Genomic DNA, 16,616 nt, shown 5'->3' with positions numbered 1-16,616 from the left:
CGCCTCCGGCAACGGTGCTTTTTACTTTCTCACCTTACTCCACGGCCTTACCTGCACCAAAATCGATCGCCTGCACCCTTCTTGTGCTCATTTATAGTGCAAAACGCGTAATAAATCATCACCAGCGCTGATTTTAAAACCACTGAACGTTGGCACCTTCTTTGCAACTCATAAAATGGTACGCAATCCCATTTTATGAGACTTTCCAATGTCGATTCTTGAAACGACGGCCAATATTCTGAAGCTGATGGTGACGCTGCAAGGCGGCATCAAAATCAGCGATGTGATCCAGCACCTGGAGATGCCGAAAAGCACGGCTTCGCGGGTGATGAACCAGCTCGAATCTTACGGCTATGTGGAAAAGGACGCAGCCAGAGGCCTGTTTCTGCCCGGCCCGCTGCTTCTGTCCGCATCGCACCTGGCCAACCGTCAGGCGCCACTGAATGAGTTGGTGGACAATGCGCTACGCTCTCTGTGCGAACAGACTGGCTATACCGGCTACATTTCCATGCTGGATAACCAGGAGATCCTGGTGCTGCGGGTGATCCACGGCCGTCACTCGCTGCCCGCCGTCACCTGGCCCGGCTCGCGTTCTCCTGCGTGGGGAACCTCCACCGGCCGCGCGTTGCTGGCCCGTTTCAATCATGCGCAGCTTGACGCCTTTTTTGCCTCGCCGCTGATAGCGACGCAGATCGGCGGCACGTCGCACAATATCGCCAGCCTGTACGCTGCGGTAGAACGCTGCCGGGACAGCGGTTATGCCACGGCCATCAATGAATCCGTCTCTGATACCGCCTCGGTAAGCTGCGCGATTGGCGATCCCACCACCTTCGAAGCCGTGGCTTTTTGTCTCTCTTTTCCGCAAGCGCTGGCAACGCCAGAAGAGCTACAGCGTATTGCTGCCCTGCTAAAAGAAACCGCTCTGAACATTGCCCTGAAGACGGGTGACACGCTGGTAACACACCAGCTTTAATGTTGTTTCATTGCCAATACCAGGAGAATGACCTTGAGTAAAATTGCGCCTTCAGAAACACCGCGGCAGGATGTCACAGAGCATCCCCGCGTCTTCGAACCCGCTACGCTGCTGCTGCTGCTCGCGCTCAGCGTGTTCGGCGCTATTATCGGCGTGCAGCTTCTCACCACGCTTGGCGTGACGCCGAACACCTCGATTATCGGCGCGATGGTGGCGATGATCATCGCCCGTATCCCGCTGCAATCGTTCGCGCGCTTTCGCTCAATACATATCCAGAATCTTGCGCAAAGCGCCACGTCGGCGGCCACCTTTGGCGCGGCCAATTCGCTGCTGCTGCCCATTGCCATTCCGTGGCTGTTTGGCCGTCAGGACATGGTAATGCCCATGTTTATTGGCGTGTCGCTGGCGATGCTGCTGGACGGCTACATGCTTTACCGCCTGTTCAACACGCGCATATTCCCGGCGGAAGGCGCGTGGCCGCCGGGCGTGGCCGCAGCAGAATCCATTAAGGCCGGCGATCGGGGAGGAAAGCAAGCAGCGCTGCTGGGCATGGGTATTGTGATTGGCGCAATCGGTTCCTTTTTTAAATTTCCAATGGCCGCGCTGGGTACGGCGTTTATCGGCAATATCTGGGCGCTGGGAATGCTGGGCATCGGTTTCCTGCTGCGTGGCTACTCGCAGCCGGTTTTCGGCATTGATATCAACCAGCTCTATATTCCTCACGGCATGATGGCGGGCGCAGGCGTGGTCGCGCTTTTCCAGATAATCAGGCTAATCCGCACCAGTAATGAGGAGGGGACAACCGCCACGCAGCACGACAGCACGCTGCCGGAAAACCAGAGCACGCAAATCGGTAAGACGCTGCGCCTTGGCGCGCTGGGTTTTGTTGCCATCTCCGTTTTGATTGCGTTGAGCAGTGGCCTTTATGCGCATCTGACGCTACCGTGGCTGCTGGCCTTTATGGTCTACGCCGCTTTTGCCGCCTTCCTGCATCAGATGATCGTCGGACTGGCCGCGATGCATTCAGGCTGGTTCCCGGCGTTCGCCGTGGCACTGATTACCCTGCTGGTGGGTATTCTGATTGGCTTCCCGCCGGAAGCGCTGGCGATGCTGTGCGGCTTCTCCGCCGCCACCGGCCCGGCCTTTGCCGACATGGGTTACGATCTCAAAGCGGGCTGGATATTGCGTGGTAAAGGGGAATTCACCCGCCTTGAAGTCAGCGGCCGCCGCCAGCAGCTTCTGGCGGCGATGCTGGCCTTTGTGGTGGCGATCCCGGTCGTGCTGTTCATTTTCCGCGACTACTTTTCGCAGGGGCTGGTGCCGCCGGTCGCGAAGGTTTATGTGGCGGCGATCAACGCCGGCGTATCGATGGATATCGCCAAATCCTTGCTGATTTGGGCGATCCCCGGCGCGTTGATCCAGTTCATCGGCGGTCCGGGTCGTCAGATGGGCGTACTCCTCGCCACCGGCCTGTTGATTAACAATCCGCTGGCAGGCTGGGCGGTGCTGTTCGGTATTCTTATTCGCTACATCTGGATACGTCGCGGCGGCGAAGCCGCCCGTAATAATATGGAGGTGCTCGCCGCAGGCCTGATCGCAGGCGACGCCCTGTTCAGCTTCTTTAATTCAATTTTGCCCGGCGGCAAGAAATAACCACGCCAACATCAAGGGAAAATCATGAGCTTACAACAGACTTTGCAGGTATTCGAATTGCTGGACAGCGCCACCGCCAGCGGTGAAAAGGTCAGATCACTGCTGGCAGGCTATGCTGGCGTTGAGGTTACCGTTAAGGAAGTCCGCGGCCCGAAAGGCAAAACCGACTTCGTCAAAATTATGATCCCCGGCACCGCAGGCAAGCGTCAGGGCGGCACAACGCCCACTCTCGGCATCGTCGGGCGCCTCGGCGGTATCGGCGCGCGCCCCGGACGCATCGGGCTGGTGTCGGACGCCGACGGCGCGGTCGCGGCGGTTGCCAGCGCGCTGAAGCTGGCGGAAATGCAGCGCCAGGGCGACAGCCTGCCGGGCGACGTCATTGTCACCACGCATATCTGCCCGGATGCGCCAACGCGTCCGCACGATCCGGTTGATTTCATGGATTCACCGGTAGAAACAGAAGACATGAACGAGCAGGAAGTGTCGGATGAGATGGATGCGGTGCTGTCGATTGACACCACCAAAGGCAACCGGATTATCAATCACAAAGGCTTTGCGATTTCGCCAACGGTAAAAGAAGGCTACATCCTGCGCGTATCGGAAGATCTGCTGCGGGTGATGGAGATGACGACCGGGCAGTTGCCGGTCACCTTCCCCATCACCACCCAGGACATCACGCCTTACGGCAACGGCGTTTATCACCTGAACAGCATTCTGCAACCGTCGATTGCCACCCGCGCGCCGGTCGTCGGCGTGGCGATCACCGCCGTCAGCGCCGTGCCGGGCTGCGGCACGGGCGCCAGCCACGAAGTGGATATCGCGCTGGCCACCAAATTCGCCGTGGAAGTGGCAAAAGAGTTTACCCGCGGCACCTGTCAGTTCTATAACGCAGAGGAGTATCAGCGCCTGCTTGATCTGTACGGTTCGCTGGCACACCTGCAAAAACGTCAGCCGGAGGCATGAAAATGTCCGTAAGCAAAATAGGCACGCTGACCATCGGCCAGGCGCCGCGCAGCGATATCACCCCCATCCTTGAGGCGGCGCTGCCTGAGCATGTCACCTGCGTTCACGCCGGCGTACTGGATGGCCTGAGCGAGGAAGAGATTGCCGCACGATTTCCGGTGCAGCAGGGCCACGGCGTGCTGACGTCGCGCCTGCTCAACGGCAGTGCGGTCGTGATGGGGAAACCCGCTGTGGGCGCCGCGGTGCAGAAGAAGATTGACTGGCTGGCAGCCGAGGGCTGCCAGATTATCGCTCTGCTCTGTACCGGCGAGTTTCACGGCCTCAACTGCGACGGCGCCTGGCTGATTGAACCGGATCGTATCCTGCCGCCGACGCTGAACGCGCTGGTCGGCAACCGCCGCGCCGGGATCCTGGTGCCACTGGAGTCGCAGATCGCCAGCGAGTTGACCAAGTGGAAAGGCGCGGCGATCGCGCCGGTTTTTGCCGTCGCGTCGCCTTATACCGCCACCGAACAGCAGATCGCCGACGCCGCTCGTTCGTTGGAAGCCCAGGGTGCGGAGATCATCCTCACCGACTGCATGGGCTATACCGGCTGGCATCGGGAAATCTGTAGCCAGCATGTTGAACTGCCGGTGGTGCTGTCAAACCAGCTGCTGGCCGATCTGCTGCGTAATATGCTCTGAGGAGACATCATGAACTTACTGCTACTGAGCAACTCCGCGTCGCCCGGCGCAGCTTACCTGGAACATGCGGTGCCGGTTATTCGCCAGCATCTCGCACAGCGTCGCTCGGCCATTTTTATTCCCTTCGCGGGCGTGACTCAGAGTCGGGATGCGTATACCGATAAAGTGCGCCAGGCGCTGTCCGCGTTAAACCTCGACATCACCGGCGTGCATACGCTGGACGACGCGCCGTCGGCCATTGCGCAGACGGAGGTGATTATCGTAGGCGGCGGCAACACCTTTAACCTGCTGAAAACCTGCCGCGAGAAGGGACTGCTCGGCCCGATTGCCAGCGCGGTGAAAAAAGGCGCGCTCTACGTTGGCTGGAGCGCAGGCGCTAATCTTGCCTGCCCGACCATTCGTACCACCAACGATATGCCGATTGTCGATCCGGTCGGGCTGGACGCGCTCAATCTTTTTCCGCTGCAAATCAATCCGCACTTCACCAACGCGCTGCCTGCCGGGCATCAGGGCGAAACGCGCGAGCAGCGAATCCGCGAACTGCTGGCGGTGTCACCAGAGCTGGAGATTATCGGCCTGCCGGAAGGTAACTGGATTGAGGTGACAGACGGCGGCGCGCGCACCGGCGGGCCGCATTCCACGCTGGTGTTTAAAGCCAACAGCGAAGCCATCAGCCTGCCTTCGGGCCATCAACTGAGTTAACAGGAGGCACCATGCTGGGAATTATTCGTGTGCTGACGCACAGCGATCCGGAGTTCGTCAACGAACACGGCAGGCTGATCGCTGCGGCGTGGGGGATTGCGTCGGTCAGCCGCTGTATTGACGACCAGCCGCGCGGCATCTTTGATGCGCAGAGCGAAGCCGTGGCGGTGCCAAAGATCGTGGCGCTGGGCCGCGCGTTGGAAGCAGAAGGATGCCGCGCGCTGTTTCTCAGCTGCGCCGCCGATCCCGGCCTGCCCGAGTTGCGTCAGGCGGTCGCGATCCCGGTCGTCAGTGCGGGAAGCGCGTCGGCCAGCCTGGCGGCGGTGCTGAAGCGCCCGGTAGCGGTAATGGGCATCGGCGCCGATGCGCCAGCGCCGTTCAGAACGCTGCTGGGCGAAACGGTGCGTTATGCACGGCCTGAAGGCGTGCTGAACACTACCGATCTGCTGACGCCGCAGGGTCGCGAGGCGTCGCTGGCCTGCGCCGACGCGCTTTACCGTGAGGGCGCCGAGGTCATCGCGTTCTCCTGTACCGGCTTCTCCACCATCGCGCTGGCGGAGACGATCAACCAGAAGCTGGGGAAAATCGCGATTGATGCCGTCGGTGCAGCGGGGTTGTTTATCAGCCAGCTTGCGCCGCGTTAACGGCAAAAAAAAGGCCTTCATATGAAGGCCTTAATTTTTACCTGGTCGGCGCGGCGTCGGGGTACATCGCCAACAGGCGACGGGTGACGCCGTTAGTCCAGCCGAAGCCGTCCTGAAGCGGATATTCACCGCCGCCCGCCAGCACCGGCCCACGTCCGGCCACGTTATACTTCTCCACCATTTTGTGGTGCCGGTGATAGGTTGCGCCCACCACCTGAAGCCAGCGCGTGGCAATCTCTTTTGCCAACAGCTCTTCACCGTACTGGTTAAAGCCCTGAATCGCCATCCACTGCATCGGCGCCCAGCCGTTTGGGCGATCCCACTGCTCGCCGGTCTCTTCCACCGTACAAAGGATGCCGCCCGGCGCCAGTAAATGCGCACGAATCGCATCCGCCGTCTGGCTGGCCTGGATTTCGCTCGCCATTTCAACGTACAGCGGCGCAACCGAGGCGGCCGAGAAAGCGCCCTTCTCCCGCTCGCGCCAGTTATAGTCACGATAGAGACCCGCCTGGACATCCCACAGGTATTTATCCACCGCGGCGCGGCGGCGCGTCGCTTTTTCACGATACAGCCCGGCCGCATCATGATCGTGAGCGTTTTCGGAAAGCCGGGCAATGGTCATTTCCAGCTTGTAGAGAAACGCGTTCAGATCGATCGGCACAATGCTGGTGGTCTGAATGCTCTCCAGCCGACCCGGCTCGCTCAGCCAGCGCGAGGAGAAGTCCCAACCGGACGCCGCGCCCGCACGCAGATCGCGATAGACTTCGCTGGACGGACGCGCCGAATTGCGCGCGGTTTCCACATCCTCTATCCACGCCTCGTCACGCGGCGTATCGCGATCGTCCCAGTAGCGGTTGAGCACTTCACCGTCGGCCATCATCACCACGTGACGATAAGCTTCATTCGGCGTCAGCGCATCGGTGCCGTCCATCCAGAAAGCATATTCGCTTTTGAGCTGCTTTAAATAGCGCTGTGCTTTATCAACGCCATCTTTTTCAAACAGCTCGACCATCATGGCGAACACCGGCGGCTGCGAACGGCTCAGATAATAGGTGCGATTGCCGTTCGGGATGTGCCCGTAGGTGTCGATCATCCACGCAAAGTTGTCCGCCATGTTGGCCAGCAGATCGTGACGGCCGCTGGCGGCAAAACCCAGCATGCTGAAGTAGGAATCCCAGTAGTAGGTTTCGCCAAACCGGCCGCCCGGCACCACGTAAGGCTCCGGCAGCGGCAGCAGCGAAGAGAATTCCGAATGCTTTTCCGGCTGGCGTGTTAATACCGGCCAGAGAGAATCAATATGCTGTTCCATACTTTTTGCCGGATCGGAAACATAGCGGCTGTCGTGCACACGCGGCAGCTCAAAATTCTCCAGCACAAAGGTTAATAAATTAAAATCTTCACGCTCGCGCTGAATATAATAGCGATAAAGAATGCGTTCCGGCTCTGCTTTTGGCGCGCAGTCTGCAAACGTTTTGCTGTCGCTAAATATTTGCGACATTTGCACCGCTTCAAACAGATCCTGATAACGGTCTGAGGGCGTCAGAATATCCGATGCGGGCAGGCCGCGAATTGTCTCCGGCTGCGGCTCGACTGCGGCTTCCGGGCCAGACTCATAGTCGTGATACCAGGTTTCAAATTCAGTGTGATTTGGGTCAACAATCAGGTCGTTTTGATTAAAAGTGATAAAGCCTCCTGATGCCAATCTGAATCGACAGTGCGTTATGTGCTGTTTAAAGAAGCCGGTCATTATAATACGCACATAATACAACGCAACCCGCCCTGTTATTTCCACCCATAAAAGGATATTTCAAAAAATAAATACAACCGTTTGCGCGCACTATTTTGGGGATATATTTGACTTAATGTTCATTTTGTAAAGCCTGCTTGACGTTTATTTAAAATAATATTCAGAGCATTCCCGTTACGAATAATTCTCTTTATTATTTATCAGCAACATTTACTTAGCCTGCCGCGCTCATTAAGATTAAGCCAGACGCTTCGCACACACTGAGGAAATGCGGCAATCATGAGCGATGTTGAAAACCTGCACGCGATGGTTGTTTTCGCAAAGGTGGTGGAAACGCGCAGCTTCACCGACGCGGCAAAGGCGCTGGGCCTCTCCAAATCGGCAGTCAGCAAGGAGATCGCCGCGTTGGAAATCCGGCTTGGCGCAAAACTGCTTCAGCGCACCACCCGCCGTACAGAGGTGACCGGGGTCGGCATGACCTGGTATCAGTACTGTGCGCGCATTCTCAGCGAGGTCAAAAGCGCCGATCTGTTCATCCGTCAGTATCACGAGGAGCCTACCGGCAGCCTGCGCGTGGTGGCGCCCGTCACCTTTGGCTGTCAGTGTATTGTGCCGGTACTTAACCAGTTCGTCAGCGCCAACCTGCACGTCAGCGTGGATTTGGATCTTACCGATCGTCCGGTCAATCTGCTGGAAGACAACGTGGACGTGGCGATCGTTATCCGCCGCGATCTGCCTGAACACGACCACTATAAGCCGCTGGTGGATATCAGCTGGGGCCTGTACGCCGCCCCTGACTACCTTGCGCGCTTCCCGACCATCGGCAGGCCGGAAGAGTTAACGCGTCATGATTTTATTCTGTTTCGCGGGCCGGCTCATACCCTCTCTTTACCTTTTCGTCGCGATAAACAGCGGCGAAATATTGACGTTCGCAGCCGCTTTCGCGCCAACAACAGCATGGCGCTGGTAAATTCCGCCGTGGCGCAGACCGGTATTGCCTATCTTCCTGACTATGTGGCGCAGGAGGCGGTAAAAACGGGCGCGTTGAGCAGAGTGCTGCCGGAATGGGAAATGGATATCTATAAATCGTGGGTGCTATATAAGCACGAAAGCTACATTTCGCCGCGAGTGCGGTTGTTTATCGAGGCGCTTCAGCGAGCGGTACGGCAGGATTAAGCGGGCGGCAAGAATACCGCCCGGCAAACAGTATCAGTAGTAGTTACCGTGACGGTAATCCCAGGTGGTAAAGGTGTCAGACAGCATCGACATAATTTTATCGACATCCAGCCCTTTGCGGATCAGCACCGGACAAGGCGTGATATTGCGCTCGCCTTTCTGCTCCGGCACCAGTTTGCCGCTCTCATCCACCATCGCTACCATTACGCCCTGCTCGTAGCGGGTTTTATCAGTTTCGTTCGGCTGAATAGATTTCACGTAGTCATTGGCTTCAATAATCAGGTCAGCCTGCGATTCGATACGCTCGCCGATGCCTTCCACCAGGCCACGGTTGCCCTTGCCTGACGGGTTGGCCGAGCTGGCAAACGCGAATTTACCGTGATTTTCCCACAGCTCTTTCGCCAGTTTTTCGCCGGGGATGCCAAACTTGATCACAAAGCAGCTGGTCTGGCGGCCATCCATCATCAACGCTTTTGAACCGTCGTCCGGAATGCGCGCCACGGCCTCTTCTTTCCACGGCAGAATGCAGCCCAACAGCACGTCTTTGTCCCAGTGCTGCTGATAAAGCGATTCAATTTCCGGATTCAACTGCGCCAGCTCTTTCAGCTGCGTCAGCGAGCCACACAGCACCACGCCCGGCTTGTTGCGGTTACGCTGCTTGGCATCAAACTTGCGCTCCAGCCCTTTAGCGTCAGAGGTCATGATGATATAGCCGACCTTGGTCGGACAGACGATCATGCCGCCATCAGCAGAGAGAATGTTAACCGCTTCCGGCTGCAAGTCGCCGTTCCAGTGAATCGTTTTGTTGCTCATCATCGCACCTGCCTGGTTCAGAAAAGGAAAGTCGGTTGTCGTTGCGTTCAGCCGCAGCGAAACCTGTTGCTGACCATCCTAACGCAAGTGCAATATTACACAACAGTTGTGGCACAACCACCCTGATTGTTTCTGCTGAGAAACAGTAATTGACTGTTGCGCGTTTCTGTTCCGCGCAACAGATGAGCATCAGGCGGGGATCAGTTTTTCCGCTTTCAGCCGTTCAAAAAGATCGATAAAGGCATCGCGGGTGCACTGGTAGCCGGTGAAGCCCGCTTTACGGCTCTTGCTGATGTCGGTAAAGACCTCCATCGGTCGACCCAGATCGGCATCGGTGTGCCACCATGAAACCAGACGGCTGATGTCGGACTCTTTCAGGCCGAACTGCTGCGCAATCTTCTGCCACTGCGCGGACGCATCGTCCATTCGCCCTTCCAGCGACTGTACCTCGTCCGGAAACGGCGCGGCTTCGATGCCGAAGTAGTCGGCAATTTCGCCCCACATCCATTTCCAGCGGAAAACGTCGCCGTTAACCACATTGTAATCCTGATTTTGTGCGGAAGGCGTGGTCGCGGCCCATTCCAACTGCTGCGCCAGCACGCGCGCATCGGTCATGTCCGTTACGCCTTCCCACTGCGCTTTTGAACCAGGGAACACAAACGGCTGCCCGGTTTGTTTGCACAGGCTGGCATAGACCGCCAGCGTCTGCCCCATGTTCATCGCATTACCCAGCGCAAAGCCGATAATGGTGTGCGGACGATGCACGCTCCAGCTGTAGCCATACTTTTCTGCTCCGGCGAAGACTTCGTCTTCCTGGGCATAGTAAAAGTTGTCTACCGGCTGGCGTCCCTGCTCTTCGCGAAACGGCGTCAAAGGCACTTCGCCTTTACCATAGGCATCAAACGGGCCGAGATAGTGTTTCAGACCGGTGACCAGCGCAACGTGTCCGCCTTTCAGGCCGTCGCCCAGCGCGTCAATAACATGACGTACCATGGCACCATTGACGCGAATATTCTCTTTTTCGTTTTCCTGGCGCGCCCAGGCGCTGAAAAAGACCTTATCGACTTTCATCTCGTTGAGCGCCGACGCGACCGACGCAGCATCAGTCAAATCTGCCGTCAGCGCCTGACATCCTTCCGGCACGGCGGTGCGGCCGCGCGAAAGACCGAATACCTGCCAGCCGTCGTGGTTGAGTTTTTCTGCCAGCGCCGCGCCGATAACGCCGCTGACGCCAACAATAAGTGCGCGTGGTTGCATAATTTCTCTCCATTTCAAGTAACAGCACCAGTCTGGCAGAGAATAAAAGTCTTATCTGAGGTATAAATTCACATTATTTGTGAAAAAGAGTCATTAGTCATGCAGAGCCAGGACCGTTTGAAAGGCATTTCGCCCTTTGTCGCCACAGCCGAGCACGGCAGCTTTACCGCCGCCGCCGCGTATCTGCACCTGACGCCTTCCGCAGTCAGTAAAAGCATTGCGCGGCTGGAGGCGCGGCTCGGTTCACTGCTTTTTGAACGCACCACCCGCAGCCTGACGCTGACGGACGCGGGCCAGGCCTTCTACGAAACCTGCACGCGGGTGCTCAATGAGCTGCTGGAAGCGGAGTCGGTACTGGCGGCGCAGCGCACCATGCCGTCCGGCAGGCTGCGCATCGCCGTGCCTCATACTTTTGGCCGTATGCGCGTGATGCCGTTGCTTACCCCTTTTTGTCAGCAAAACCCGGATATCCAGCTCAATCTTGCCTTCTCGGATCGTTTTGTGGACGTGTTTGAAGAAGGCGTGGATATTGCGATACGCATCGGCGGCCCGACGGCGTATCCGCCTTCGCTGGCCTGGCGCTACCTCGGCGACGAGCAGCTGATTTTTTGCGCGGCGCCGCACTATCTGGCACAGCACGGCACGCCGCAGGATCTTGACGCCCTGAATGAACACCGGGCCATTGTTTACGATCGCGTGGACGGCAGCGCCAGTCCGTGGCGGCTGCCGCTGCCGGATGGGCGCACAGTAACGCGTAACGTTTCGCACCGCATGGCGCTGGGCGATGGCGAGGCGCAAATGATGGCCGTGTCCGCCGGACTTGGCGTGGCGCAAATGGCGACATGGATGATCGAGAAACAACTCCGGCGTGGCGAGCTGGTGCAGATCCTGCCGGAGCTGACGGTCAGCGGCCTGCCGCTGTGTCTGGTCTGGCCGCGCCGGAAACAACTGACGCCAAAAGTTAATGCGTTGCTGAACACGCTGGAAGCATTGCGAATCGCCTGATCCTGCTTGTCGCGCCTGTTCATTTGAACTAAAATAAACATCAAATGAACACGAGGAGGTTTTATGTCGCTCAGCGTTTTTACACCCGGCAGGCGTCATGCCGAAGGCTCGCTGCTGCTCTCGCTGAATCTGCCTGAGACGCTGCCGGAGGCGCACAGCCGCATCAGCGGCGGGCTGAGCGCGCAGATTTTGCGCCAGACGGCGTCGCTGTCGACGTTTGATGAGTCCTCGCTGCTGCGTATGTCTGGTATCGATCGCAACACCTACAGCCGCCGTCTGAAGAGTGAACAGGCCTTTTCGCCGGAGCAGAGCGGCAGAGTGTATATGATGATCCGCGTGCTCTCTGCCGCCGGTAAGCTGTTTAACGGCGATATGACCCGCGCCGCCGAGTGGCTTGATACGCCGGCGAAAGGGTTGGGCGGCAAAAAGCCGGCTGAATTTACCTCCACGCCGCCGGGCGCTGAAGCCGTGATCAACCTGATAGGGCAGATCGAGCACGGCGTCATCACCTGATGGCAACGGTGTCTTTTTATCGTCTGGTGAAATCGGCTTATGCGGATACCGCGTTTAACGGCTTTGGCGCACTGAACTACGGCGGCCGCTGGAATTCAATTGGGCATTCCTGCGTCTACCTCGCTTCCAGCCGCTCGCTGTGTGTGCTTGAGCTTCTGGTGCATTTGCGCATCAGCGATCTGGCCGGTCACTATTCGATGCTGTCGCTGAAGGTGCCGGAGAAGCTGGTTTCCGAACTGGATTTGAACGCGCTCCCTGCCGACTGGCAGCACGATCCCGCGCCGCTTTCAACCAGGGCAATTGGCGATGAGTGGTTAAACAGTCGCGATCAAGGGCTGGTGTTAAAAGTGCCGAGTACGATCACCGGCGACTGGAACGCGCTGTTCAATCCACTTCATCCTGATGCGGCAGCGGCGCTGGCAACGGTCTCCGTCGAACCCTTCTTTTTCGACCCGCGTTTTGCGCTGCAACAGGATAAAGAATGACGACAGCGCGCCTGCCCGGGGAATCAGGCAGGATCGTAAAAACGCAAAAAACGCCCTCCCTGGCGCGCGACGCTTTACTCTTCTTCCCGGGCTTCCCTTACTTCACCTCAATCAGCTTATCGATATCCACGCTGCCCTGCTGAGGCGTGCTTTTCCTGATTTTCGCCACGTCGGCGGCGCTCACCTGTTCTTTCGCCGTATTGCCCCAGCTGGTGCGGATCAGATTTACCACATCCGCCACCTGCTGATCGTTCAGCCGCCAGCCAAACGCGGGCATGGTAATCGATGACGGCGCGCCTTTCATCGCAGGCAGCGTCGCGCCGCTCAGTACAATGTGGATGAGCGATGTGGGATCGTCCGCCAGCACCACCGGATTGCCGCGCAGCGCCGGGAAGAAACGCTTGTAGCCGCTGCCGTCGGTTTTATGACAGGCGGCGCAGCTATCGACATACACCGACGCGCCCGCCCGGCTGTCGTCGCCCTGCCACAGCGCACGGGCCACCGCGTCATCCTCTGCAAAACCGGTTTGATTGGGATCGCGTGCCCCAAGCGATTTCAGATAGCGGGCAATCGCCGTCGCGTCCTCCGCACTCAGATGCTGAAGGCTGTGCTGCACGACATCGGTCATGCCGCCGAATACTGCGGTGCGATCGTTACGGCCGGTACGCAAAAACTCCACCAGCTCCGCTTCATGCCAGCGCCCCAGCCCGTCGCGGCTGTCGCCTCGCAGATTGCTGGCGATCCAGCCGTCAACCGGCGCGCTGCTGCCGGAAAGGTAGTCGCTTCCTTCGCGGTCATTGAGCGCTTTTTCCTGCATGGTGAGGCTGCGCGGCGTATGACAGGCGCCGCAGTGTCCCAGCCCCTCAACCAGATACTGGCCACGCGCCAGCACCGCGTCTTCTCCCTCAACGGGCTGGAAGGCGTTGACGTCCGGCGCGAACAGACCGCGCCAGATAGCCAGCGGCCAGCGCATTGAGAGCGGCCACGGAATATCGCTCTGCTGATTTTCCTGCTCTACCGGCGCAACGCCGTGCATAAAATAAGCATACAGCGCGCGCATATCCTCATCGCTGACTACCGCATAAGAGGGATAGGGCATGGCCGGATAGAGCGTGTCGCCGTTTTTCGCCACGCCGTGGCGCACCGCACGCTGGAAGTCGTCGTAGCTGTAGTCGCCGATGCCGGTTTTGTTGTCCGGCGTGATATTGGTCGAGTAAATATTGCCAATGGGCGTCGCCATCGACAGGCCGCCCGCAAAAGGCTTGCCGCCCATTTTCGTGTGGCAGGCCACGCAGTCGCCCGCGCGCGCCAGATATTCACCGCGGCTGATGAGATCCGCGCCGCTCTCGTCCGCCAGCGCGCCGAAGGTAGTTATGCCCAGCACGAGAGCCAGAAGTCGCTTTTTCATGTGATCGCCTTATGCCTGAACCAGCGGGCCGGGGTTTTTAAGATACTGCTCGCGGATGGCCTTTGCCGACCAGTACGTCAGCGCGGCCACCATGCCGGTTGGGTTATAGCCCAACCCCTGCGGAAAGGCCGACGCGCCGGGCACAAAGACATTCGGCACGTCCCAGCTTTGCAGATAGCGGTTTACCGCACTGGTTTGCGGATCTTCGCCCATGATCGCCCCGCCATTCATGTGCGTGGTCTGATAAGTGGTGGTGTCGAAATGGGTTCCCGGCTTTTTCGGCGAGCCGCTGATCAGCACAGGATTCATCGCTTCGGCGATGTTGTGCATACGATCGTGCATAAATTGCGACATAGTGACGTCGTTTTCCTGCCAGTCGAAGGTCATACGCAACAGCGGCTGCCCGAAGGCATCCTTGTAATTAGGATCAAGATCGAGATAGTTGTTGCGATAGGACTGGTGCGCGCCGTGGGCATCCATCGAAACGTGATGGGTGTAGTGATCGGCCACCGCCGCTTTCCACTTACTGCCCCAGTTCGGCGTGCCCGGCGGCGTCGGCAGGCCGGAGATGGGCTTGACGCCCGCCTGATTCACCCAGAAAGGCGAGCCGCCGACGAAGCCGTACTTGCCGTGATCGAAATTGTCGGCATTAAAATCGTCCACGCCAACGCCCGCGCCGCCTGCCCCGATGAAGTTATTGGTAAACACGTCTTTATTAAAAAACGCCTTAATGGTGGAGATGTTCTGGTAGGCGAAGTTGCGCCCGACGGTACCCTGGTTGGTCACCGGATCGTAAGGCTTGCCGATGCCGGAGAGCAGCATCAGATGCACATTGTGGAACTGAAAAGCGGAGAGGATCACCAGATCGGCGGGCTGCTCAATTTCTCTTCCCAGCGCATCCACATAGGTGACGCCGGTGGCGCGTTTCTTGTCGGCAGTGAGATTCACGCGCAGCACGTTGGCGTTTTCGCGCAGCTCGAATTTTGTCTCCTGGCGCAGCGCGGGCAGAATATTCACGTTCGGCGAAGCCTTTGAATACATATAGCAGGCATAGCCGCTACAGTAGCCGCAGAAGTTGCACGGCCCCATCTGCGCGCCGTAAGTGTTGGTATACGGGCCGGAAGTATTGGCCGAGGGCAAATCGTAGGGATGATAGCCCACCGCTTCCGCCGCGCGGGCAAACAGCTGCGCAGAGAACGTTCGCTTCTGCGCAGGCAGCGGGAAATTATCTGAGCGATCCGGCGCGAAAGGATTTCCTTTGCCCTTGCCGATCACCTTGCCTTTTACGCTCCACGCCGAACCGGAGGTGCCGAACACCTTTTCGGCCTTGTCGAAAAAAGGCTCCAGCTCGTCATAGCTGACGCCAAAATCCTGAATGGTCATCCCTTCCGGAATGAATTTTTTGCCGTAGCGCTCTTCGTAATGGCTGCGCAGTCGCAGCTCGATCGGATCGACGCGAAAATGCACGCCGGACCAGTGCAGGCCCGCGCCGCCGGTGCCGGTGCCCGGCAGGAACGCGGCAAGCTGGCGGTAGGGCTGAGCGGTTTGCGCCGCGTTATGACGAATGGTCACGGTGCTTTTGGAGAGATCCTGAAACAGCTTTTTGCGGATATTGTAGGTGAGTTCGTCAATAACCTGCGGATACGCGCCGTCAGGCCAGGTATCGCGATGCGGGCCGCGCTCCAGCGCCACCACGTTCAGTCCGGCTTCGGTCAGCTCCTTCGCCATAATCGAACCCGCCCAGCCAAAACCGACAATCACCGCGTCCGCTTTTTTCATTTCAGTCGCCATGATTATGTTCTCTCTCCGCGAAGGGATACCGGCGGTAACGGATAGCGCTCGCCGCGTTCCACCCAGTCCATAAAATCTGCGCGCGCACCGGGAAAGTTAATCAGCCGCCAGCCAACCATGCCCTGGTTGCCGCCGTGGATCGGATCGCTGAAGAAGCCTTCGCGGGTGTTTTGCAGCAGGAAGGTGAAAAAAACCTGCGCGGGGATCTGCCGGAACGCAACGCTACCCGCTTCGAAAGCCTGAAGCAGCGCATCCTGCTGGTCATCGTTCAGTTTTGCGAAGGCTTTGCCGTGCTGCGCCTTTGCCACCTCATCCGCATCGGCGAGGCCCAGCCGGTACACCTGACGCGGCACCAGCGGAAGCTGATAGCCGAGCAGCTTATCGGCATCGGGATGAAACGGTCCCTGCATATACCAGTTGGCGCCGGTGGCGTAAGGCGTATTCATCTGGCGGTCGATATACTCCGGCACGCCCGCTTCACGGGCGCCGGGGCCGCGTTCATCGGCGGGGATCAGGCGCGCCACGGCGGCTTGCAGAAACGCATACTCTTCCGGGGTAAACCATGTGGGCTGATAATCGCGCGCTTTTTGCGGGCCTGACGGTGCGGCGGTGGCAGGCGCCGGTGAGGCCAGCGCGCCGAGGCCGCTACTGCCAATCGCCACGGCGGGCGCCAGAGTAATAGTTTTAAGCAGAAAGTCCCGACGGGAACTGCCTCTGTTTTCGTTTGACATGACATTGCCTTATAACGCGTCGCCTTGATGGCGATCATGTTTATCGACCCGCCATCCACCGTGCTCAAAAGT

Annotated in this window: 16 protein-coding genes; 10 read left to right on the top strand and 6 right to left on the bottom strand. The window is 58.5% G+C overall.

The genetic code is table 11. The annotated features are described in order from the left end of the window. The first annotated feature begins 208 nt into the window (after window positions 1–208). The 6 genes from FA91_RS00745 to FA91_RS00720 are packed head-to-tail and all read left to right on the top strand — an operon-like array spanning window position 209 to window position 5,618. Window positions 209–973, top strand: a complete 765-nt coding sequence (locus tag FA91_RS00745) for an IclR family transcriptional regulator C-terminal domain-containing protein (protein WP_034911614.1) — start codon at window positions 209–211, stop codon at window positions 971–973. 33 nt (window positions 974–1,006) lie between these two features. After that, window positions 1,007–2,626, top strand: coding sequence for an OPT/YSL family transporter (locus FA91_RS00740; protein WP_231566733.1), 1,620 nt, complete (start codon window positions 1,007–1,009; stop codon window positions 2,624–2,626). A gap of 24 nt (window positions 2,627–2,650) precedes the next feature. Beyond that, on the top strand, window positions 2,651–3,589 hold the full coding sequence (locus FA91_RS00735) for a DUF1177 domain-containing protein (RefSeq protein ID WP_034911611.1): 939 nt from the start codon (window positions 2,651–2,653) through the stop codon (window positions 3,587–3,589). Window positions 3,590–3,591: 2 nt separating this feature from the next. After that, on the top strand, window positions 3,592–4,272 hold the full coding sequence (locus tag FA91_RS00730) for an AroM family protein (protein WP_034911608.1): 681 nt from the start codon (window positions 3,592–3,594) through the stop codon (window positions 4,270–4,272). Between the two features lie 9 nt (window positions 4,273–4,281). Further along, window positions 4,282–4,974: a dipeptidase PepE gene (gene pepE / locus FA91_RS00725; protein ID WP_034911605.1), complete on the top strand. Its 693-nt coding sequence runs from the start codon at window positions 4,282–4,284 to the stop codon at window positions 4,972–4,974. Between the two features lie 11 nt (window positions 4,975–4,985). Next, window positions 4,986–5,618 carry an aspartate/glutamate racemase family protein gene (locus tag FA91_RS00720; protein WP_034911602.1) on the top strand — a complete coding sequence of 211 codons (633 nt, stop codon included), beginning with the start codon at window positions 4,986–4,988 and terminating at the stop codon, window positions 5,616–5,618. A 37-nt stretch (window positions 5,619–5,655) separates the two neighbouring features. Here the strand turns inward: FA91_RS00720 and treF are convergent, their stop codons facing one another. Next, window positions 5,656–7,365 carry an alpha,alpha-trehalase TreF gene (gene treF, locus FA91_RS00715; RefSeq protein ID WP_082212551.1) on the bottom strand — a complete coding sequence of 570 codons (1,710 nt, stop codon included), beginning with the start codon at window positions 7,363–7,365 and terminating at the stop codon, window positions 5,656–5,658. A 279-nt stretch (window positions 7,366–7,644) separates the two neighbouring features. Between treF and FA91_RS00710 the strand changes: the two genes are divergently transcribed. Further along, the gene (locus tag FA91_RS00710; protein ID WP_034911600.1) at window positions 7,645–8,541 is read left to right on the top strand and encodes a LysR family transcriptional regulator; all 897 of its coding nucleotides are present in this window, start codon (window positions 7,645–7,647) and stop codon (window positions 8,539–8,541) included. Between the two features lie 33 nt (window positions 8,542–8,574). Here FA91_RS00710 and FA91_RS00705 read toward each other — a convergent pair whose 3' ends face one another. After that, window positions 8,575–9,354, bottom strand: a complete 780-nt coding sequence (locus FA91_RS00705) for a Sua5/YciO/YrdC/YwlC family protein (RefSeq protein WP_034918734.1) — start codon at window positions 9,352–9,354, stop codon at window positions 8,575–8,577. A 189-nt stretch (window positions 9,355–9,543) separates the two neighbouring features. Beyond that, complete coding sequence (locus FA91_RS00700) at window positions 9,544–10,611, bottom strand: SDR family oxidoreductase (RefSeq protein WP_034911597.1); 1,068 nt, start codon at window positions 10,609–10,611, stop codon at window positions 9,544–9,546. Window positions 10,612–10,710: 99 nt separating this feature from the next. On the opposite strand from FA91_RS00700, the gene FA91_RS00695 reads away from it, so the two are divergent. The 3 genes from FA91_RS00695 (at window position 10,711) to FA91_RS00685 (ending at window position 12,614) form a co-directional block, all read left to right on the top strand. Then, a complete protein-coding gene (locus FA91_RS00695) occupies window positions 10,711–11,616 on the top strand; it encodes a LysR substrate-binding domain-containing protein (protein WP_034911594.1) in 906 nt (301 codons plus the stop codon). A 63-nt stretch (window positions 11,617–11,679) separates the two neighbouring features. Further along, window positions 11,680–12,129 carry an antitoxin Xre/MbcA/ParS toxin-binding domain-containing protein gene (locus FA91_RS00690; RefSeq protein WP_034911593.1) on the top strand — a complete coding sequence of 150 codons (450 nt, stop codon included), beginning with the start codon at window positions 11,680–11,682 and terminating at the stop codon, window positions 12,127–12,129. Continuing rightward, complete coding sequence (locus FA91_RS00685; protein ID WP_034911592.1) at window positions 12,129–12,614, top strand: RES family NAD+ phosphorylase; 486 nt, start codon at window positions 12,129–12,131, stop codon at window positions 12,612–12,614. The genes FA91_RS00690 and FA91_RS00685 overlap by 1 nt, the downstream gene beginning before the upstream one ends. A gap of 97 nt (window positions 12,615–12,711) precedes the next feature. Here FA91_RS00685 and FA91_RS00680 read toward each other — a convergent pair whose 3' ends face one another. Genes FA91_RS00680 through FA91_RS00670 form a run of 3 tightly spaced genes read right to left on the bottom strand, consistent with a single transcriptional unit; the run spans window position 12,712 to window position 16,544 of the window. Then, window positions 12,712–14,022 carry a cytochrome c gene (locus FA91_RS00680; RefSeq protein WP_034911591.1) on the bottom strand — a complete coding sequence of 437 codons (1,311 nt, stop codon included), beginning with the start codon at window positions 14,020–14,022 and terminating at the stop codon, window positions 12,712–12,714. Window positions 14,023–14,031: 9 nt separating this feature from the next. Continuing rightward, window positions 14,032–15,813, bottom strand: coding sequence for a GMC family oxidoreductase (locus FA91_RS00675; protein WP_034911590.1), 1,782 nt, complete (start codon window positions 15,811–15,813; stop codon window positions 14,032–14,034). Between the two features lie 2 nt (window positions 15,814–15,815). Then, a complete protein-coding gene (locus FA91_RS00670; RefSeq protein ID WP_034911588.1) occupies window positions 15,816–16,544 on the bottom strand; it encodes a gluconate 2-dehydrogenase subunit 3 family protein in 729 nt (242 codons plus the stop codon). Window positions 16,545–16,616 lie beyond the last annotated feature (72 nt).

The sequence above is a fragment of the Erwinia sp. 9145 genome (genome assembly GCF_000745075.1).
Classification (GTDB): domain Bacteria; phylum Pseudomonadota; class Gammaproteobacteria; order Enterobacterales; family Enterobacteriaceae; genus Erwinia; species Erwinia oleae.
This window is presented reverse-complemented; position numbering and strand designations above follow the sequence as displayed.